We start from the raw sequence: 18,971 nt of genomic DNA, 5'->3' as shown, positions 1-18,971 counted from the left end.
GCAGCACAAGGTAGCTCAACGCCTCTCGAACGCCACGGTTTTGCGGCCGCGGACTAGTAGCAGAGCGAGGCAGAGAGCGCCGAAGCCCCACAAGACGTTATTGAGATCCAGACCGACCCGCATCACCGCAAATGGGCCGGTGGAAGCTACAACAGTAGCCAGCACAACGAGCCATAGCGTCGGTTTGCGATGGCCTGCAGCTAAGGCCGTGCTGGCCGACTCTAAGCGCACAAGCGGTTTGGTGACGAGTAGGACCAGGCCGAAGGCAGCCAGATAGTAGAGCGGGCGGCTCAGCCACCAGTCGGCGTTTCCCGGTTCCGGGAACGGCAGCCCGATCATTAAGGAAAGGCCGAACAGCGCGATAATCAGCGGCAGGTGCCAGAGGTAGATGGTGATCGATCGAGTGCCGACCAGGAACATCACTTGTTGGACTGGTTTTTGACGTGTAAGCCAGCTCAGCGCCGGATAGCACGCCTTGACCAGGCAGATTTGTGCCAGGCCGATCAGCACCAAGGGCAGCATTGGCGGGTTGAGCGCGGTCAGCATATCGACCGGGTAAGGGCCGCCGTGAGTCAGCGGAATCATGATCAAATAACAACTCGCCGCAATCGCCACCAGCTGCCAGCGGGAAAGCTGGTCAAAGGCACCGTCGGCATAGCAGAAACCGATCTGCTGGACCAGGAGCCAGACGAAGAACAGATTAGCCAGGCCAATGACGTCTTGATGGCTAGCTAAGCGCAGCGCATCGACAATGATTGCGCCCGCCAAAAGTGCGCCAATGGTCCGCCAAGGAGCCAGCTGGTGGAGCTTCGCCATCACCGGCACCATGAGCTGGCATAGCAAATAGGCGGCTAGGAACCAGAGCTGCACGCCTGCCCCGATTGCGACGGCGGCAAGTAAGTCCTGCGGCGCGCCGGCGAAGTGCGCGATCCAGAGTGCAATGGCCAGAAAGGCGTACAGTGCGGCGGTCGGCCGGATCAATCGGAGCAAACGGCCACGCAGATAGTCAGCAGCATCACCGCCTCTGCGTTGCAGGCTGCGCCAAGAAGTCAGCGAGGCGAACCCGCCCACCACAAAGAACAACGGCATTACTTGGCCGAACCAGCTGCCCTGAGCGAACCAGCTAATCGAGGCAATCGGATTGACCACTTGTACCCCTGCTGAGTCCAGTCGAATGCCAATCATCAGTAGGTGTACGGCGACTACTGCGAACATGCAGAGAACTCGGATGAAGTCCACCACCAGGTCACGTCCTGCGGGGATCCTTGCTGGCTCGGTTTTCCGGCCGGCGAGAGGGCCCCTGGCGGTATTTAGCTTCGGCATAGCAGCTCCTCCATCTAATAAATCTAGCGAATAGAAAAATAGTAAAGAAATCGAATAGCTAAATCCAGGGAGATGATCCGTTTTCGCATAACAATTCGGTATCGCCGCCCCGGCGGGCCGAGCGATCTTGACTGGGCTTGGCTTGACCGGGGACTTGTTCCGGTTTTCATCGTTCAACTCGTGCGGAGTAGGCTGCCAAGAGTGAGTCATGACGGTGCCGAATTCAGTTTCAAGAAGATTGCTATCCCCGCTTTCGGACCCTCAATCCTCTTCGGCGTCGGTGAAGGCGCAATCTTGCCGGTGATTGCACTCAGCGCCCGCGACCTCGGGGCAAGCGTGGCCGTCGCGGCCCTGGTGGTAACGCTGATCGGTGTCGGTTCCCTGATTAGCAATATCCCGGCCTCCATCGTGACCGACCGATACGGGGAGCGATGGTCCATCGTGGGGGCTGCCGTGCTGAGCATGCTGGCCATGTTGCTCTGCGTATTCGCGCCAAACCTCTGGGTTTACGGTCTGGGAGTGCTGTTGATCGGCGCCGCCTCGGCGGTATTTAACCTGGCTCGGCAGAAGTATCTGACCGAGGCTGTGCCGCTCAAATATCGCGCGAGAGCACTCTCAACGCTCGGTGGAGTGATGCGGATTGGGATCTTTATTGGTCCGTTCATTGGCGCGCTGGCGATCAATTTCTTCCACCTGGCTGGGGCTTACTGGGTCGGCGTGGTGGCGGTCATCATCGCGGGTCTGATCGCTCTCAGCATGCCGGACCTGGTGCATACAGCTGCCGGTGACGGCGCGCTGGCAAGTCCGACGCTGCGAAGCACTCTGCTGGATCATCGGAAGGTTTTTCTGAGTATTGGTATTGGCGTGTTGTTAGTCGGGGCGGTGCGAGCTTCACGGCAGGCGGTGTTACCGCTTTGGGCCGAAGGGCTGGGCCTGGATCCTAGTACCACCTCGCTGATTTACGGCCTCTCCGGAGCTATTGACATGCTGGTTTTCTACCCCGCGGGAAAGTTGATGGATCGACGCGGTCGCGCCTGGGTGGCGGTGCCCTCGATGGTGTTAATGGGGATTTCCCTGCTGCTAATGCCGCTCACTAGCGGGGCATTCGGCTTGCTTTTGGTGGCGCTGCTGATCGGCTTCGGAAATGGCATCGGTTCGGGAGTGGTGATGACCCTGGGAGCGGATTATTCGCCGGCGCGTGGTCGCGCGCAGTTCCTCGGCATTTGGCGCTTTTTGGCCGATCTCGGGGCTTTCTCGGGCCCCGCCTTGCTTTCCGGCATCACTGCGATACTGAGCCTCAGTGTTGGTATTGCGGCTACCGGACTGATCGGTCTAGGCGCGGCGGCGGTGCTTTGGTACTGGATTCCGCGGACGCCAAAAATTTCAGCCTGAGCTAAGCCGTGGGCGTCGGGCTGCAAAACTGAAGAGCAGAATCCCAGCCACCGTCAATAAATAGCCGGCAATCACGATCATTGCTACGCCGGAGAAAAAATAGTCGGTGCTGCTTTGCGTTCCTGGTGTTGCCAGCCTGCCGAGCACGATGGTGGCGAGCACCGCGGCGGCAACCCCCAGTAACGCCGAAAGGAGTGGCCACAAGCGGCTCGAGGCCCAGTGAGCGGAGTAGCCTTGCCAAACGTTCCAGGAGCGGCCGGAACGCAGAATGAGCCAGCCTGCAATGCAGGTCCAAGCAGCTACCACCAGGTAGGCGGCCAGCACATCGGCCGGACGATGCCATTGGTTAATCAAGGTAGAGCTGCCTGACAGGATGGCGAAGCTGCCGCCGATAAAAGCAGCGAAGGGACGCCAGCGCGGACTCACCACCAGGAAAACAGCGGCCGCGGCGCTAGCCGCAAGCGTGCTGTGCCCGGAGGGCAGAGAGTTGAAATTCAAGGTCGCGATGCCCTGGTCGGGGCGGACCGGAAGTGCGGACTTGAATAGCTGCGTGCTCAGGTTGGCGCCAGCCATTGCCAGGATGGCAATGCCAGAAGCCAGCCATCGTTTCCGAAAAATAGTGACAAACAAAATCACCACTAATCCGATCACCACCGAGATGATGGGCAGCAGGTCTAAGAAATAGGAGACTTGCAGACCAATTTTCTCACGTGGCACGGCGGCTTCAACCAGCGCCGATTCGTCGATGTACTGCCCGGTGGTGGTGTGCACGAAGTAGAGATAGGTGCCGATCACTCCGAGCACAGCGAATGCTGCGGCCAGGAAAAAAGGACCTGGCCGGGTAGTGGGCTGACTGCTCGAACGGGACTTCACCTCTCCAGCGTACTTGTTCAGCCTGGTCTCGGGCTGTGCGATGAGCCTAGCCGGCTACCGCTTGCTTCGCCGCGGCTCAAGCCTCAGAGCCAGTCGTCGCTGACCGGCACGATGAAGTAATCACCGCCCTGCCGCGCCCACACGCAGTAACTGTAAGGCTTTTGTTTGCCTTCCTGAATGGTGGGAAACACGATGATCCCGTCGGCGAGCCGGCTGAGTGAATGGGTATCGGCAGCGTCGGAATCTGAGCCAATAGCTTCAGGTAGCAGCGGCGCGAACTGGCCTTCCCAAAACAGGCGTCCGACCGAGAGTTGTTGGGCGGCGGCGGTAAGCTCGGCAACTACCTGCTCGCTGAGATCTCCTCGAAGGGAGATGGCGCGGACTGAGAAGATTTTTCCCTCGTGGTTGCGGCTGTCCAGCAAATAGCTTTGTCGCGCGCCGCGCTGTTCGGCGTTATTGAACAACTCCGCTGCCGCTTTGGTGCGTTTACCCCGAAACGAGCCAAGGTGCTTCTTGTAGGGGGCTGGTTCGCTATAACGGGCTACCAGCTCGGTTTCAATATCGGCGCTCATTGGAGTTCCTTCGAAGACGGTGATCGGGTGGGTTTAGCGGGCTATGGGCTTGGTGGTAGCAGGTTCTGTAGCAGCAAATAGCTCAGCCCCGACAGTACGAGTGTCCAGCTAAAAATGAGTACTGCGGTACGCAGTCGAGATGGTCGGGTACTGAGCCTTTTTCGGCTGGCTTGAGCCATTTCAAAGCGGTGCAGCTGTTCGTCAGGGCTGATCAGTTGCAACTCCGAAAACTCGGACGGCGGAGCGGTATGAGCCCGAATTCTGGCAAATAGTGCATTCAACAAAGGGTTGAAGTCTGCCGGCTGAGAACCCCGTGAAGCCATCGGTGAAGCATAGAAGAAAGCCCACCGGTCGATGAATTCAATATCGAAGTCACTCGCGTGTTCAACGAGTTCGGCGACCAAGCCAGGGCTGAGGATCTGTGCTGCCGCAGTGCTGTGCTCAGGCGCAAAATAGGCATTGAAGTGATGCTCAGGGTCTCCTAGTAACTGCTGAGCAGGGCTGGCGAAGTCAATCCCAGCTGCGGCTAAAAACCCTAAGCCCCGGCGTTTAAGGACCAGTTGCGGAGCGTCGCTGCGCAACGGAATAGCAAGGAAGTCGGTTCTGACGATTGGAGTGAGCGAAAGTTCGTCGGTGTAGCGACCAGAGATCTTGCCACTGAGATAAAGGGCATCCCGGTACGGACTGGATTGGTGTTCGATTGCGGTGATTCGGAGCAGTTTGGCGAAGGCCAGGCCGGGTAGGCCCAGATTGGACGTGCCAGACACGGTGCCTCCGAGAGATGACGACTAAGACAATAGTTGATCGAATGAACAACTTTTATCTTGTTTAGTCGTCTTTCGCAAGGTTTCCGGCGAATAAGAACTCCAAGGCTTGCTGTAGGGATGCTCGATCAGCACCGGCGGAACCACCCACCAGAGCACGGCGCAAGGCGTAGCCTTCGATCAGCGAAATAATCGCATGCGCCAAGTCTTCGCTGTCACGGAATCCGTGGGCAGCGAGGAATCGATCAACCGAGAGCGGGATTTCGGCTAGCTGGCGGGCGGCGTCCGGGTAGAGCGTTGGTTCCCGGGCGACTGCCAGATAGGTTTCTAGTAGCGGCAGTAGCGCTGCGCCGTCTCGGGACGTAACCTGCGCAGCCAGCACTGCCGCCATGGTGCGGAAATCCTGGGGATCGCTGATTGCTGCTTCGGCCGCCGACTCTATGGTTGCCGCCAGTGCGCGCAAATAGGTGGCAAAGGCTTCCTGAATCAGCTCCACCAGAGTGGGGTAGTAGTAGGCGACGCTCGAGGCGGGGACGCCGGCTTCGGCGGCGACCGCGCGCAGGGTAATTCCTGCAGGCCCCTCAGTGCGGAGCAAGGTCAGCGCAGCATCGACGATTCGCTGTTGTTTGACCTTGGCACGATCTTGCACGGTTTTTTGTGGCAATGGGTTTCCTAGAGCAGCTAGTAATTGAACTTGCGCCTGAAGCTTACCGCTAGCTGGGGTACCTCGGTAGGCTCGTGATGTGGTGATTCCGAATATTGACGAGTTATTAGCCAACGCGCATCCGGTTGGTTTGCCGATGCGCACCCGGTTCCGAGGCATCGACCTTCGTGAGACTGTGCTGCTGCAAGGCCCGCTGGGCTGGGCCGAATTCGGCCCCTTTGCCGAGTATCAGGATGATGAATCGGCACTCTGGCTCGCCGCCGCCATTGAGGCTGGTTGGCAGGGATTCCCGACCGCCCTGCGTAATAGCATCCCGGTGAACGCCACGATGCCAGCGGTTCCGGCGGATCAAGTGCCGGAGATTCTGGCCGCCTTCGGCGAAGTCCCGGCGGTCAAGATCAAGGTTGCCGAAGTTGGACAGAGTTTGCAGGACGATATTGACCGGGTCGCTGCGGTACGCCAGGCCGCGCCCGAGGCGGTGCTGCGAATTGATGCGAATGCTGGCTGGCAGCTGCAAACGGCCCTCGAAGCATTGCGTAGACTAGCTGACTTTGGCCTTGAGTACGCCGAACAACCGGTGCCGGGTATCGAGGGGCTGGCTAGCTTGCGAGCGGCACTGCTGGCCGAACAGATCCCGATCAGAATCGCCGCTGATGAGAGCGTGCGTAAGGAAAGTGACCCGCTTGCGGTTGCCCGCGCGGCTGCTGCCGATCTGATCGTGGTTAAGGTTGCGCCGCTCGGAGGGGTGCGGCGTGCTCTCGAAATTGTCCGAGAAGCCGGGCTGCCCGCGGTAGTGAGTTCGGCACTCGATACCTCGGTGGGAATCCGTGCCGGACTGGCCCTTGCCGCCGCCCTGCCCGAGTTACCGTTTGCTTGCGGCCTGGGCACGGTGGCGCTCTTCGAGCAGGACGTCTGCGCGCCCGCGCTGCTGCCGCGTGCGGGCGAAATCGAGTTGTCAGAAACTGTCCCGGACCCTGAGCTGCTGCAAAAATACCGACTCCCCGAGGATCGGGTGCGCTGGTGGGAAGCCCGCCTCCGTCGAGTCCACGCCCAGCTGTCCCAACGAGTGATGTGAGAACGACTGGGACGGCTGGGTGAAGGAACTGGATAGGGGGTGGCGGCCTAGACTGGGCAAGTGAGTGTAGCTGAACCCGTCTGGTCATCGATGGATGTCGCCCGCCGAGTGGTGAGCGAACTGGCTGCCGGGGGTATCCGCCAGCTGGTGCTAGCGCCCGGTTCCCGAAGTGCGCCGCTGGCGTACGCGCTGGCGGAAGCCGAGGCAGAACTGCAGACCCTGGTCAGGATCGATGAACGGGCAGCGGCCTTTACCGCGCTCGGGCTTTCGCTAGCCTCTGGCCTCCCCGTCGCCGTACTCACTACCTCCGGTACCGCAGTAGGGAACCTGATGCCCGCAGTAATGGAAGCAAATCATGCTGGCGTTCCCCTGATCGTGCTCTCCGCGGATCGGCCGGAAGAGCTGAGAGGGACTGGCGCGAACCAAACCACCGATCAGGTCGACCTATTTGGCTCACACCTTCGCTTCGCGGCTGACCTGGCAGCCGGGCAGGACCCGCAGAAAGCTGTGCAAACCGGGTTAGACGCGGCAAAAGGGTTACTGAGTGGGGTGCCTCGTGGCCCAGTCCAGTTGAATCTTTCCTTCCGAGATCCACTCACCCCAGCACTGGACGGCAGCGACTTTCAACCGACCGCCATCCGCCAGACGGCTGTGCATTCCTCCCGAAGGCCCGTCGAATCCTTAGCCGCACCGCGTTCCACTGCACCTCGGCGAACGGTGGTCTTAGCGGGACACGCTGCCACCGCCCAAGCCGAGGAGTTTGCCCGCCTGCACGGGTTACCGCTATTGGCCGAACCGTCCTCCGATGCGCGCTTTGGCCCTCATGCGGTCGGCCCCTACCGGCTGTTACTTGAACACTTCGGTGCGCAGATTGAACGGGTGGTGGTTTTTGGTCGGCCGACGCTTTCACGCCCAGTCGCCGCGCTACTGAATCGGCAGGATCTGCCCAGAGCGCTTTATCTTCCGGAGCCGGTGGCGTGGTTCCAAGCGGGACGCCGTAGCGAGCGGCTGATTCATCAATTGACCGAACTCAGCGACTTCGCCGGGCTGGCCGCGGAGGGCTGGCTACAGAGTTGGCAGCAGGCAAGTCGGGCTGCGGAGACCGCGCTGGCTGAGGTGTTGGCCGACGATCTGAGTGGCCTACAACTGGCGGCCGAGGTCTGGCGACAACCGGTGGAGCAACTGGTGCTGGGTTCATCGAACCCGATTCGGGATGTCGATCTGGCCGGGACTCCGGGGGTGCTTAGCCCGCGCGTCTTTGCCAATAGAGGATTGGCCGGGATCGATGGCACCGTCTCGACCGCGAGCGGAGTCGCCTTAGCAACTGATAAACCGACTCGGCTCTTGCTAGGCGATCTGACCCTGCTGCACGACGCTGGCGGGTTGCTATTGCCGCGCGGTGAGCGGGTGCCCGATCTTCAGATCATTGTGCTCAACGATGCGGGGGGTGGCATTTTCAGCGTGCTTGAGCATGGCGCACTGGGCGAACAACCAGCGTATGCGTCCGCCGTGGAGCGTCTCTTCGGTACCGCCCAGGACGTCGGGCTCGAGCAGTTAGCGGCGGCTTATGGCGTGCAATACCGGTTGATCGGTAGCAGGACTGAGCTGGTAGAAGCGCTGCAGGCCCCGTTCCACGGCCGTTCGGTGCTGGAAATTCGCACCGAACGATCCGCTTTGCGGGGCCTGCACGACCGGGTGAAAACCGCGATCAACGAAGGGCTCAGAGCACTCGGCTGAGGAACTCCTTGGTCCTGCTGTGTTGCGGATTGGTGATCATCTCTCGGGGATCCCCAGACTCCACCACCACGCCGCCGTCCATGAAGCTCAAGGTGTCACCGACTTCGCGGGCGAAGCCGATTTCGTGCGTCACCACCATCATGGTCATCCCGGACTTCGCCAAGTCCTTCATGACTTGCAGCACGTCGCCAACGAGCTCGGGGTCGAGCGCCGAGGTTGGCTCGTCAAAGAGCATCAACTCTGGTTCCATCGCCAAGGCTCGGGCGATCGCGACCCGCTGCTGCTGGCCACCGGAGAGCTGCGCTGGATAGTGTCCTGCACGATCCGCTAGCCCCACCTGCTCCAAGAGCTCCAAAGCCTTCCTTCGCGCTTCTGACTTGGCGATTTTCTTCACCTGAATCGGTGCTTCCATCACGTTCTGCAGCGCAGTTTTGTGGGGAAACAGGTTGAAGCGCTGGAAGACCATGCCGATTTCGCGGCGTTGTGCAGCGATTTGACGGGGGTTTAGGTCATGCAATTGACCGTTTACCTCGCGGTACCCGATCAGTTCGTCGCGGACATGAATCCGCCCCGCGCTGATCGATTCCATCTTATTGACGCAGCGCAGCAAGGTGGACTTTCCGGAACCGGAGGGCCCGATAATCACCGAAACCTCGCCCTGTTTGATGGTCATATCGATGCCACGTAGCACGTGATGCTGACCGAAGGTCTTATGAACCCCTTCAATGCGTACTAATGTCATCGCTATTTCCCCTCTCCGCTGGCTGGCGAGGCCGCGGCATCGGCCTCAGACTGCGCATGAGCGGCGGCCGTTGCCTTGGTTGCTGCCACAGGCGCCGGCACAAGGTTGTCAACGCCCTTACCGAAATGCTTCTCGACAAAGTGCTGACCAACCATCAACACACTGGTGATGATCAGGTACCAGAGCGCGGCGACGATGAGCAGTGGAATCGGTAGATAGATGCGGTTGGCGATTGCACTGGTGGCAAAGGTTAGGTCAAAAGTAAAAGGCACTGCGAGCACGAGTGAAGTTGTCTTCAGCATGCCTATCGTTTCATTGCCGGTTGGCGGCACAATGACCCGCATGGCCTGCGGCAGAATGATCCGCGTCATGATTTTGCTCTTACGCATCCCGAGCGCCTCGGCGGCCTCCATCTGGCCGCCATCGACAGACTTCAGACCAGCACGAAATATTTCAGCGAGGTAGGCGGACTCGTTTAGCCCCAAACCAAGAATGGCGGGCCAGAGGCCGATCACTCCTGGCCAGAGCCCGTTCAAAAAATCGGTGGTACCGAAGCTGAATAGCTCCGGGCCCCAGGGCACGCCAGCCGCGATCTTGGGATAAAGCACTCCGACTAGACCCCAAAAAATAAGCTGGGTGTACACCGGAGTACCGCGGAAGAACCAGACCCAGAACCAACTGACCCAGCGCAGAATCCAGTTATCCGATTGCCTCATCACGGCCAGTAAAAGAGCTAGCACAATAGCCAACACCATGGACAGCACGGTCAGTACTAGTGTCCAGCCCACACCCTGGACCACAAGAACGTCCATGAAATAGGTTGCCACCAGATCCCAGCGAAAATTCTGGTTGGTAGCGATGCTATTGGCCGCCGCGATCACGATCAGGGCGATAATGACGATGGCAACCCAACGGCCCGGATGCGGGACACCGCGAGATCGAATCCAGTGCGGCTGGGGGTCCTCAGTGCTAGCCCCAGCCACGCCGGAAGTTGGTGCACTCAACTTGCGGCCACCGGATTGAGCTCAGCCTTCTCAATGGCGCCCTCGGTGTTGCTCCAGGACTCAAGGACTTTCTTGTAGCTTCCGTCAGTAATCAGCTTATTGACGACTTTGGTGATGAGGTCCGCAAATTCGGTGTTTGCCTTAGCAACTGCGATGCCCTGTTTCGCGGCGTCGGTCTCAGCGCCGAGAAGCTCCAATTTGTCGCCGGTCTGGCTGATCGCGTAACGAGTCACTGGTGAATCAGCACTCATCGCATCCAGCGCTCCGTTAACCATTCGCGTGGTTACGTCAGTCTGGTTGGCGAGGCTGACCACGTTAATAGCGGGCTTGCCCGCATCGGTGCACTTCTTGGAACGAGCTGTCACGTCGTCTTGTTCTACCGTGCCGGTTTGTACACCAATCGATTTGCCGCAGATATCGTCCAAGCTGAATTTCTTCGGGTTTCCCTTCGGCACCGCCCACAACACGCCTGCGTTGAAGTAGCTCACCATGTTCACTGCCTTGAGTCGTTCAGGATTGATCGTGAACGAGGAGATTCCTAGATCGTATTTGCTGCCGAGAGCGGGCAAGATGCCGTTGAAATCGGCGGTCTGAACTTCTAGTTTCAGACCCAAAGTGGCGGCGATGGCCTTGCCCAGGTCGACGTCGTACCCCTGCGGGGTGCGGCCGTCCGCACCGCCCAAGAATTCAGCCGGCGCATAAGAAGTATCGGCCCCGACAATCAGGGTGCCGCGGGTTTTGATGGCGCTGGGAACCGCGGCGGCAAGCGTGTCGTCTTTGGCAACGCTTGTCGGATCGAAGCTGGCCGTCCCGTTTGAGCTGGCGGAGGGTTGCTGTTGTGATGCATTCGTGCAGCCGGTTAGCGCGATGGCGCCGATGGCCAGGATGGCGAACGACTGAGCGAGCGCCTTAGATGTGATTTTCATTAAGTTACCTTTGTTCAACTGAAGGTGCCTGTGCGAGCCCCGGATTACACAGTGTGCAGGCCAGAACTATACCTTAGTAACGCAGATCACATCTTGTAAACATTTGTAGCCTTCAAGGCAACCCATTTCTTCGTGAGTTGCTGAATTGTTATGTCTGAGTGGCTTGCTTGTGGCGACTAGGCCCGCTTTTGACGGCTCCAGACAGTCTCGGGTGCAGCCTCGGGGCGGTCTTGGGGCAGCTTTGGGACAGCAAGGCTGCCGGTAGTGCCGCAACCGATCTAGGGCAAAGAAAATAAGTTCCGATTTCGCGATCCTGGCTAACTGGCCAACCGGCTAACTGGCTAATCGGCAAATCGTCACCACGGGCTGACTAATAGTTAGTCTAACGATGGTTGGTGCGTAGCGGTGCTACACGGTGGGTCAGCGGTCGGGCCAAAAACTTGTATTATTTCGTCGTGAAACTTACCGGGCTTTCCATCGGATACTGTTGAAAGCCCGGTAAGTTTCGAGAAATTTAACCCGAACAGCTGTGCTCAGTAAATTTTGTTGATGCGCCGAGGGTGGTCCTTATGGTTTTAAAAATCATAAATTAACAAGGAATTATCTAGTAGGAAGCTTTTGTGCATCCCCGGCTATGACGATCACTTCGAGTTTGCTCAAAGAATGTTTATTGCCTTGAAAAATTTCATGGCCGATGTCCGCGTGACGGTGGACCACTTCCCGTAAGTCTGAGAGAAGTCCTTGACTCCGTCGCTGTAACTCAGGGTGATCGAGTTATTTCCGGTGGTAATTTTGTAGATCGTGGTTCTGAAATTTACGGGAATGATGACCGTTCCCGAATTCGCAAAGCATGCGGTGTCGCCGTTGTCGTGGAATAATTTCACAAAGTCTGTCCGACTGCCACAATCCACTAAATTTGCGGCATTGGCTGCGGGGGCAGCAACCAATGCCGCCGAAGTGCCAAGAATCAATGCTGTAATCACGCTGGTGGATAATTTTAGAATTTTCATGCCAACTCCTGTGAATTCAATTAATTATTAGATGGCACCGAGAATACATGCCATTTTAATTTAATTCAAGGATGGTGTGAGATATTAGCTGAATTAGGCTTGGACGCCTAAGGCCTGCAGCATTGGACGGAACTTCGCCCAGGTTTCGGCGAGTTCGGAAGCCGGGTCGGAGGCGCCGACTATTCCGCAGCCGGCATAGAGGCGCGCGGTATGAGCTGTTTCCAGCACCGCCCCGCGCAGGCCAATGCCCCATTCGCCATTGCCATGAGCGTCCAACCAACCCACCGGACCGGCGTAGGGGCCGCGCTCCAGGTGCTCCAATTCGCGAATCAATGCCCCGGCCTCCAGCCGTGGCGTTCCGCAGACCGCCGCGGTGGGATGCAGCGCCTCCAATAAGGCAAGGGTGCCGGGCAAGTGGTCGCCGCTGCTCGCGAGTTCCGCGCTGACATCGGAGGCGAGATGCCAGACATTGGGGAGTTCCAGCACGAACGGTTCCCTCGGCACCGAAAGGTCCGCGGCGAAAGGCGCCAATTCACGAACCAGTGATTTCACCGCGAACTCATGCTCTTCACGTTGTTTTTCCGAGTTCATCAGCATTCGCCTGGGATAGTCCTGATCCTCGGGGGCACCCGCACGATCGACCGTGCCAGCCAGTACTCGTGCTCTGGCCACGCCGGATTGGATCTCAACCAGCATTTCCGGGGTGGCGCCGACAAAATTGCCGACCCCATAGGTCCAGCACTCCCGATAGCGGGAGATCAATTGACCGAGCACCTTGGCTCGCGAGATCGGCTCGGCGCTGCGGGCTACGATGTCCCGGGCCAACACCAGCTTCTGCACAGCCCGCGAACCGGCTGTCGGGGCGTTAATGGCGGCCACCCCGGCGGCCACCACCGCCATCCACTCTGCTTCGCTGAGCGAACCCGTGGTCAGCTCAAAGTCGGCCAAAGCGTGCGTCTGTTCGCTCGTGGGGGTTGCTAATTGCTCTGTGAGTTCGGCTTTGGCGCGTTCTTCGGAGAGGTCGTCTTGGAAGCTATTCATGGTCAGCCAGGCGCTACCTTCGCGAAGGCCGAGCACCAGACGGGGCACGATCAGTCGTGAGTCATGCTCGGAAACCTTCGAAAAAGTGAAACTGCCGAAGGCTATTGGGCCGGTGCCGTGAAGATTGACCCTGTCCTCAATCACTGCGTCCGCGGTGAGCGTGGCCCACCAGTGATGAGCCTGCGTGAACCGCTCTGGCCCGCGCACCGAAAATTCGCTGAGTGCGCCGAAGCCGACCATTCCCTCGTCTCGCAGAACCCAGCACAGTGAGTCCTCGCGGAGGGCCGCATCGAGAGACGGGGCATCGGCGAGGGGGACGGTCAAACTGCGCAGCACGAGTCCAAGCGTACTCGTCAGTTGCCTCGCATCTTGAACCTCTGCGCCTGGTGGTCACGCGATGCCGCAGAATTTGCGAGAATAGAGGGGTGAGCCGTGCATCTTTGGAGAAACGTCCTGACGAAGTCGCCGCTATGTTTGACGACGTCGCACCGAAATACGACCTGACCAATGACCTTTTGTCCCTGGGGCAGACCCGGCGTTGGCGGCGGATCGTGGTGGACACCGTCGATGTACGGCCCGGGCAGCGGGTACTGGATGTAGCGGCCGGCACCGGCACCTCAAGCGAACCTTATGCCGATGCTGGGGTTGACGTGGTCGCTTTGGACTTCTCACTCGGCATGCTCAAGGTTGGCAAACGCCGTCGACCCGATATTGACTTCATCGCTGGGGACGCTACCGCGCTACCTTTTGCCGACAATACCTTCGACGCCACCACTATTTCTTTCGGCCTACGCAACGTCAATGAGCCGAAGAAAGCCATTGCGGAAATGCTCCGGGTCACCAAGCCCGGAGGCAAACTGGTGATTGCCGAATTCTCGCACCCCACCTTTGGGCCGTTCCGCACCGTCTACACCGAATATCTAATGCGGGCGCTCCCGGCGATTGCTAAACGCTCCTCGTCGAATCCCACCGCCTACACCTATTTGGCCGAGTCAATTAGGGCTTGGCCGGATCAAGATCATTTGGCGCAGTGGATTGCCGAGGCGGGCTGGAGCAAGGTCAGCTATCGCAATCTCAATGGCGGCACCGTGGCGCTGCACCGCGCCTATAAAGCTGAGGCGGGCACTCGCTCTTCATGAAAGTTCTGATTGTCGGAGCCGGTCCGGCCGGTTCTACCGCGGCCTATTATCTGGCTGCTGCTGGGATCGACGTCACGGTTCTAGAGAAAACCCACTTCCCACGCGAAAAGGTCTGCGGCGACGGCCTGACCCCGCGGGCGGTGAAGGAGATCCAGTTACTCGGTTTGCCGCATGATGGCGAGGGCTGGCGACGTAATCGAGGCCTGCGGCTGATTGCGCAGGGGCGTCAGGTCGAGGTTGCCTGGCCCGAGTTGAGTGATTTCCCGGACTATGGGCTGATTCGAACCCGCTTGGGCTTTGACGAGGAGCTGGCAGCACATGCTCGTTCGGCGGGCGCGCGCATCCTCGAAGGCCATAACGTTACCGGGGCGTTGACTGACGACGCCGGTCGGGTGATTGGGGCGAGCGCCGCGCTGCTCGATGCCAATGGCCGGAAGACCGGTGAGACCGCCGATTTCCACGCCGATGTGGTGCTCGCCGCCGACGGCAATTCCACTCGCACCGCGCTCTCCCTCGGCCTGGCAAAACGAGATGACCGACCGCTCGGTGTTGCGGTACGCACCTACTTCAGCTCACCGCGCCAGGACGAGGACTGGATGGAGGGTTGGCTTGAGCTGGCTGGTCCCTCCGGGCCGTTGCCCGGCTACGGCTGGGTTTTCGGAGTGGGGGATGGCAGCTGCAATGTTGGTTTAGGCATCCTCAACTCTTCAAAGGAATTCGGCAAGCTGGACTACCGTAAAGTGCTCCGCGACTGGACCGCTGCGATGCCCACCGAATGGGGCTTCAACCCGGAGAATCAGCTGGGCGAGATCCGCGGTGCTGCACTGCCGATGGGATTCAACCGGACCCCGCACTACAGCCCTGGGCTGCTCCTGTTGGGCGATGCCGGTGGCATGGTCAGTCCGTTCAACGGTGAAGGCATCTCCTACGCGATGGAGTCTGGCCGCTACGCCGCGGAATTCATTGAACGCGCAGTCCTCAGTAATTCTCGGCTGGCCTTTGACTTCGCGCTGGCGGGCTATGCCGATCATATTCGTGGTCTTTGGGGTAGCCATTTCACCCTAGGGCGGATCTTCGCCAACCTGATCGGAAAGCCGGCCATTATGCAATTAGCGCTTAAAACCGGGATGCCGGTGCCGCCACTAATGCGTTTTGTGGTGCGCTTGATGGCGAACCTCACCGACCAGCCAGGTGCCCCGGGACGTGACTTCAGCGACCGAGTCGTGCAGCTGCTTGAGCAGCTGGTTCCTGCGACCAGCAATGGCCGGGTTAGGGTTAACTCGTGAGCAATGCTGTAACCCCGGGCGAACCCGGCAAGCCCGCCTGGACCCACGCCGGTCACGGGGTGCACGATTCTGTCGAGTTGGACCCGCCGACGAGCGCTATTGCGCTGGGCATTAAGCTTCCTGCCGCCTTCGCAGAGATCGCCGAGGATCCCGAATTAGGCCCGGTGATCTCCACTTCGCTGGCCAAGGTGGAAAAGCAGCTGCGTGAGGCGATCGCCAACTCTGACCCGCTTGCCGATGCCACCTCTCGCCACCTGATCGAAGCTGGCGGTAAGCGGATTCGCCCGCTCCTGGTCTTGCTCGCCTCCCACCTCGGTGATCCGGGGCGTGCGGAGGTGATCCGGGCCGCCGTCGTCGTCGAGCTCACCCATTTGGCCACGCTGTATCACGATGACGTAATGGACTCAGCGCCGTTCCGCCGTGGCGCGCCGACCGCACACGAGGTGTGGGGCAATTCGGTGGCCATCTTGACCGGTGATTTAATCTTTGCCAGAGCCTCCATCCTGGTCTCCGAGCTCGGCCCCAAAGCCCTCGGCATTCAGGCCCGAACTTTCGAACGACTCTGCCTGGGCCAGTTGCATGAGACGGTCGGGCCACGCCCCGATCAGGACCCAGTCGAGCACTATATTTCGGTGGTCTCGGATAAGACCGGCTCGCTGGTAGCTGCCTCCGGGCAGCTGGGCGCCATCTTCGCCGACGTGTCAGAGGAATTGCAAGACGTACTGGTTGAGTACGGCGAGAAAGTTGGCGTGGCCTTCCAGCTCGCTGATGATGTGATTGACGTGACCGGGATGAAGCAAGTTTCCGGAAAGTCGCCGGGCACCGATCTACGCGAAGGGGTAGCAACGCTGCCGGTGTTACTGCTGCGCAAGGCTGCTGTGAATGACCCCGTCGCCGCCGAGGTGCTCACCCTAGTGGAGGGTGATTTGAGTAGTGATGAGGCCTTGGCTGAGGCAGTCAAGGCGCTTCGCGAACACCCGGTCACCGAGGAATCTTGGGCGGTGGCCCGGCAATGGGCTGACGAAGCGGTTGCCGCGCTGGCTCCGCTGCCGGAAGGCGTGGTGAAATCGGCGTTGACTAACTTCGCTCACGCCGTGGTGCACCGCGAGGTCTAGTCTTCGTCCTCTTCGCCGCTGAAGACCCAGTCGAAATAGTCAAGTACGAATTCGCTGAAGGTGCCTTCTTCGCAGACCCAGTTGCCCTTTGCGTTGCTGCGTCGCCAAATCAGTGGATCTGGCACATCAATCTGCTCGAACTTAATGCCCCAGGTGTAGAGCTCTTCTTCGTCCTCCAAGAACAGCAGATAGCCGTCCTCAATCTCTAGCTCGTCCGGGTCCCAAAAGTAGTAATAGGCTTCCATCAGCTCCGAATTACCCAAAGCTAGGTAGAACTCACGGAGGGCTTGCGGCACATCGGTGGCTAGCTCGGCCGAAAGTTCGGCCTCCGACAGGCCGTCTTCTTCTTGCCAAGGTTCGGATAGGTGGCTGGGAAGCAGGTCGCGGAACTTCTGCAGAAAGATTTCGCTCACTCATTCATCCTAGGATGTTTTTATGGCTCCCGAAACGCAGACGACTTCAGAAGAACTCATCGACACCGTAAAAAAGCTCTTGAACATTCCGGTTTCCACCGTGCTAGACGTCGCTGACGACGGGACCCTGCTGATCAACACCAATATCGACGGCACCAGCCAGCTGTGGGAGGTACGTAATGATGATCAACGGGTGCAACTGACCGACCTTTCCTCGGCCGCCACGGGCAGCTACCTTCCCGGCACCCGGCAGGTGGTGGTGTCCTCCGATACGGATGGCAATGAACGGCATCAGCTCTACCTACTGGATCCGCTCTCGGCCGAGCTGCCGGTCAGGAGCCTGCCCCCGCTGGTAGACGATCCGGCACATATTTACCATTTGATGTCGCTTGATGCTGAAGCGCTCATTTATTCGACGAACCGGCGTAACGAGGTGGATTTTGATCTGATTCGGAGATCTCATCGGGATGGCACCGAGACTGTTCTGTGGGATGGCGGTGGGAGTTTCGCCGAGGTTTCCGCCTCTCCGGACGGCAAATACCTGGTCAGCAATGCGATGAGCCTGCAACCTGCCTCGAATACTTTGCGATTGTTGGATCTCGAGGCTGGCAGCTGGCGGCGGATCACCGACGAAAACGCGCCCGGCCATTACGGGGCCGTGCACTGGCTTGCCGATTCCTCTGGTTTCTTGACCAGCCAAGATGCGAGCACTGATTTTGCCTCGATCAGCTACTACCGAGTTGTCGATCAGAGCTGGCATCTCTTTTTAGCGGAGGAGGGCGTCAACGTCTCGCTCAGCCTCAACGACAGCGGTAAGCGGGCTCTGATTCAGCGCCTCAGGGACGGTCAAACTACCCTTAGCGTGGGCGATCTTACTGTCTCCAACGGGTTCCCCGAGCTGGGAACCGAAACCGCAGTGAAACTGCCGACCGAAGGTTATGGCCGGGGTGTACTCAGTGCCGATGGCAGTCAGCTGGCGGTGACGTTCTCCGCTCCTACCTTCCCCGATGAGGCTTTTAGCGCCCCGCTGGGTGTGGAACTGGCGGCGTCGCCGCTCGGCTTGCAACAACGCACCTTTGCGGAAGGTCGCGCACTCGCTGCCGGGTTGTCGGTAACCGAGGTAGTTCGGATTCCGACCCGTGACGGTGAGCAAATTCCGGCCTTTGTCACTCGCGGGGATAACAGCGCGGTGATCAATATTCACGGTGGACCAGAATCGGCCAGCCTCTATCAATGGTCGCCGCGCAACGCTGCGCTGATCCTCTCCGGTCATACCGTGGTGGTACCTAATGTGCGGGGCTCGAGCGGTTATGGGCGGCGCTGGATGTCCCTCGACGACGTCGAACTTCGATTGGACTCGGTGCAGGACCTGGTCGACATTCACCGCTGGTTGGTGGAAAGCGGCGTCGACGGCGGGCGAGTAGCTCTCTACGGTGGTAGCTACGGCGGTTATATGGTGCTCGCCGGAATGACTTTCTATCCGGAGTATTGGGCCGCCGGGGTGGATATCGTCGGCATGAGTTCGCTGGTGACTTTTATGGAAAACACTTCGCCCTACCGTCGGGCTTACCGGGAACGTGAGTACGGTTCGTTGGAACATCATCGTCAGGTACTGGAAGACGCTTCGCCCTTGCCTCGGATCGAAAATCTGGCCAAACCACTGATGGTGATTCACGGTGCTAATGATCCACGGGTGCCGCTCAGCGAGGCCGAGCAAGTGGCCGCTGCGGTGCGCGCCAACGGCAGCGAGTGCGAAATGCTGATCTATCAAGATGAAGGGCATGGCCTGAGCCGCCGGAAGAATCAGCTAGATGCGTATCCCCGGGCGGCCGCGTTCTTGCGACGCACACTCGGCTAATGCATTTTGATGCGTTAGGCTGCGTTGCGTCGAAAGT

Annotated in this window: 18 protein-coding genes; 7 read left to right on the top strand and 11 right to left on the bottom strand. The window is 59.3% G+C overall.

The window, feature by feature from the left end:
- Positions 1-15 precede the first annotated feature (15 nt).
- Entirely contained in the window at positions 16-1,323 is a 1,308-nt protein-coding gene (locus UM93_RS10835) for an acyltransferase family protein (protein ID WP_045075531.1), read from the bottom strand.
- Positions 1,324-1,515: 192 nt separating this feature from the next.
- Between UM93_RS10835 and UM93_RS10830 the strand changes: the two genes are divergently transcribed.
- Positions 1,516-2,715, top strand: coding sequence for an MFS transporter (locus tag UM93_RS10830; protein WP_422784955.1), 1,200 nt, complete (start codon positions 1,516-1,518; stop codon positions 2,713-2,715).
- On the opposite strand, the gene UM93_RS10825 is transcribed toward UM93_RS10830, so the two are convergent.
- The 4 genes from UM93_RS10825 to UM93_RS10810 all read right to left on the bottom strand — a co-directional run bounded on the left by UM93_RS10825 (position 2,707) and on the right by UM93_RS10810 (position 5,588).
- Positions 2,707-3,588 carry a phosphatase PAP2 family protein gene (locus UM93_RS10825; protein WP_234399292.1) on the bottom strand — a complete coding sequence of 294 codons (882 nt, stop codon included), beginning with the start codon at positions 3,586-3,588 and terminating at the stop codon, positions 2,707-2,709. The genes UM93_RS10830 and UM93_RS10825 overlap by 9 nt on opposite strands.
- 83 nt (positions 3,589-3,671) lie before the next feature.
- Positions 3,672-4,160, bottom strand: coding sequence for a hypothetical protein (locus tag UM93_RS10820; RefSeq protein WP_045075527.1), 489 nt, complete (start codon positions 4,158-4,160; stop codon positions 3,672-3,674).
- A 41-nt stretch (positions 4,161-4,201) separates the two neighbouring features.
- A complete protein-coding gene (locus tag UM93_RS10815) occupies positions 4,202-4,927 on the bottom strand; it encodes a hypothetical protein (protein WP_045075526.1) in 726 nt (241 codons plus the stop codon).
- 61 nt (positions 4,928-4,988) lie between these two features.
- On the bottom strand, positions 4,989-5,588 hold the full coding sequence (locus UM93_RS10810) for a TetR/AcrR family transcriptional regulator (RefSeq protein ID WP_045075525.1): 600 nt from the start codon (positions 5,586-5,588) through the stop codon (positions 4,989-4,991).
- A 136-nt stretch (positions 5,589-5,724) separates the two neighbouring features.
- Here UM93_RS10810 and UM93_RS10805 point away from each other — a divergent pair, with 136 nt between their 5' ends.
- Both UM93_RS10805 and menD read left to right on the top strand, forming a co-directional pair.
- Positions 5,725-6,663, top strand: coding sequence for an o-succinylbenzoate synthase (locus tag UM93_RS10805; protein WP_045077272.1), 939 nt, complete (start codon positions 5,725-5,727; stop codon positions 6,661-6,663).
- A 90-nt stretch (positions 6,664-6,753) separates the two neighbouring features.
- Entirely contained in the window at positions 6,754-8,400 is a 1,647-nt protein-coding gene (gene menD / locus UM93_RS10800) for a 2-succinyl-5-enolpyruvyl-6-hydroxy-3-cyclohexene-1-carboxylic-acid synthase (protein WP_045075523.1), read from the top strand.
- On the opposite strand, the gene UM93_RS10795 is transcribed toward menD, so the two are convergent.
- The 5 genes from UM93_RS10795 to UM93_RS10775 all read right to left on the bottom strand — a co-directional run bounded on the left by UM93_RS10795 (position 8,384) and on the right by UM93_RS10775 (position 13,480).
- Positions 8,384-9,142 (bottom strand): amino acid ABC transporter ATP-binding protein, encoded by a 759-nt coding sequence (locus tag UM93_RS10795; protein WP_045075522.1) that lies wholly within the window; start codon positions 9,140-9,142, stop codon positions 8,384-8,386. The two genes, menD and UM93_RS10795, sit on opposite strands and share 17 nt — an antisense overlap.
- A gap of 2 nt (positions 9,143-9,144) precedes the next feature.
- On the bottom strand, positions 9,145-10,146 hold the full coding sequence (locus tag UM93_RS10790) for an amino acid ABC transporter permease (RefSeq protein WP_082057106.1): 1,002 nt from the start codon (positions 10,144-10,146) through the stop codon (positions 9,145-9,147).
- The gene (locus UM93_RS10785) at positions 10,143-11,072 is read right to left on the bottom strand and encodes an ABC transporter substrate-binding protein (RefSeq protein WP_045075521.1); all 930 of its coding nucleotides are present in this window, start codon (positions 11,070-11,072) and stop codon (positions 10,143-10,145) included. Before UM93_RS10785 ends, UM93_RS10790 begins: the two co-directional genes overlap by 4 nt.
- 656 nt (positions 11,073-11,728) lie before the next feature.
- Complete coding sequence (locus tag UM93_RS10780) at positions 11,729-12,082, bottom strand: beta/gamma crystallin domain-containing protein (RefSeq protein ID WP_045075520.1); 354 nt, start codon at positions 12,080-12,082, stop codon at positions 11,729-11,731.
- A gap of 93 nt (positions 12,083-12,175) precedes the next feature.
- The gene (locus UM93_RS10775; RefSeq protein ID WP_045075519.1) at positions 12,176-13,480 is read right to left on the bottom strand and encodes an isochorismate synthase; all 1,305 of its coding nucleotides are present in this window, start codon (positions 13,478-13,480) and stop codon (positions 12,176-12,178) included.
- Positions 13,481-13,548: 68 nt separating this feature from the next.
- Between UM93_RS10775 and UM93_RS10770 the strand changes: the two genes are divergently transcribed.
- The 3 genes from UM93_RS10770 to UM93_RS10760 are packed head-to-tail and all read left to right on the top strand — an operon-like array spanning position 13,549 to position 16,663.
- Positions 13,549-14,262 (top strand): demethylmenaquinone methyltransferase, encoded by a 714-nt coding sequence (locus UM93_RS10770; protein WP_082057105.1) that lies wholly within the window; start codon positions 13,549-13,551, stop codon positions 14,260-14,262.
- The gene (locus tag UM93_RS10765) at positions 14,259-15,548 is read left to right on the top strand and encodes a geranylgeranyl reductase family protein (protein WP_045075517.1); all 1,290 of its coding nucleotides are present in this window, start codon (positions 14,259-14,261) and stop codon (positions 15,546-15,548) included. Before UM93_RS10770 ends, UM93_RS10765 begins: the two co-directional genes overlap by 4 nt.
- Positions 15,545-16,663, top strand: a complete 1,119-nt coding sequence (locus UM93_RS10760) for a polyprenyl synthetase family protein (protein ID WP_045075516.1) — start codon at positions 15,545-15,547, stop codon at positions 16,661-16,663. Before UM93_RS10765 ends, UM93_RS10760 begins: the two co-directional genes overlap by 4 nt.
- Here UM93_RS10760 and UM93_RS10755 read toward each other — a convergent pair.
- Positions 16,660-17,076: a hypothetical protein gene (locus tag UM93_RS10755; protein WP_045075515.1), complete on the bottom strand. Its 417-nt coding sequence runs from the start codon at positions 17,074-17,076 to the stop codon at positions 16,660-16,662. The two genes, UM93_RS10760 and UM93_RS10755, sit on opposite strands and share 4 nt — an antisense overlap.
- 22 nt (positions 17,077-17,098) lie before the next feature.
- Between UM93_RS10755 and UM93_RS10750 the strand changes: the two genes are divergently transcribed.
- Positions 17,099-18,934 (top strand): S9 family peptidase, encoded by a 1,836-nt coding sequence (locus UM93_RS10750; RefSeq protein ID WP_052663745.1) that lies wholly within the window; start codon positions 17,099-17,101, stop codon positions 18,932-18,934.
- Positions 18,935-18,971: the final 37 nt, after the last annotated feature.

Source organism: Psychromicrobium lacuslunae, assembly GCF_000950575.1.
GTDB classification, from domain to species: domain Bacteria; phylum Actinomycetota; class Actinomycetes; order Actinomycetales; family Micrococcaceae; genus Renibacterium; species Renibacterium lacuslunae.
Note: the sequence above shows the minus strand (reverse complement) of the source record. Positions and strands in the feature narration are given on the sequence as shown.

Bases quoted from the DNA above. Each gene is read 5' to 3' on its own strand.
- UM93_RS10795 (WP_045075522.1), bottom strand. From the start codon at position 9,142: ATGACATTAGTACGCATTGAAGGGGTTCATAAGACCTTCGGTCAGCAT.
- UM93_RS10805 (WP_045077272.1), top strand. From the start codon at position 5,725: ATGCGCACCCGGTTCCGAGGCATCGACCTTCGTGAGACTGTGCTGCTG.
- UM93_RS10820 (WP_045075527.1), bottom strand. From the start codon at position 4,160: ATGAGCGCCGATATTGAAACCGAGCTGGTAGCCCGTTATAGCGAACCA.
- UM93_RS10765 (WP_045075517.1), top strand. From the start codon at position 14,259: ATGAAAGTTCTGATTGTCGGAGCCGGTCCGGCCGGTTCTACCGCGGCC.
- menD (WP_045075523.1), top strand. From the start codon at position 6,754: ATGGATGTCGCCCGCCGAGTGGTGAGCGAACTGGCTGCCGGGGGTATC.
- UM93_RS10780 (WP_045075520.1), bottom strand. From the start codon at position 12,082: ATGAAAATTCTAAAATTATCCACCAGCGTGATTACAGCATTGATTCTT.
- UM93_RS10835 (WP_045075531.1), bottom strand. From the start codon at position 1,323: ATGCCGAAGCTAAATACCGCCAGGGGCCCTCTCGCCGGCCGGAAAACC.
- UM93_RS10785 (WP_045075521.1), bottom strand. From the start codon at position 11,072: ATGAAAATCACATCTAAGGCGCTCGCTCAGTCGTTCGCCATCCTGGCC.
- UM93_RS10750 (WP_052663745.1), top strand. From the start codon at position 17,099: ATGGCTCCCGAAACGCAGACGACTTCAGAAGAACTCATCGACACCGTA.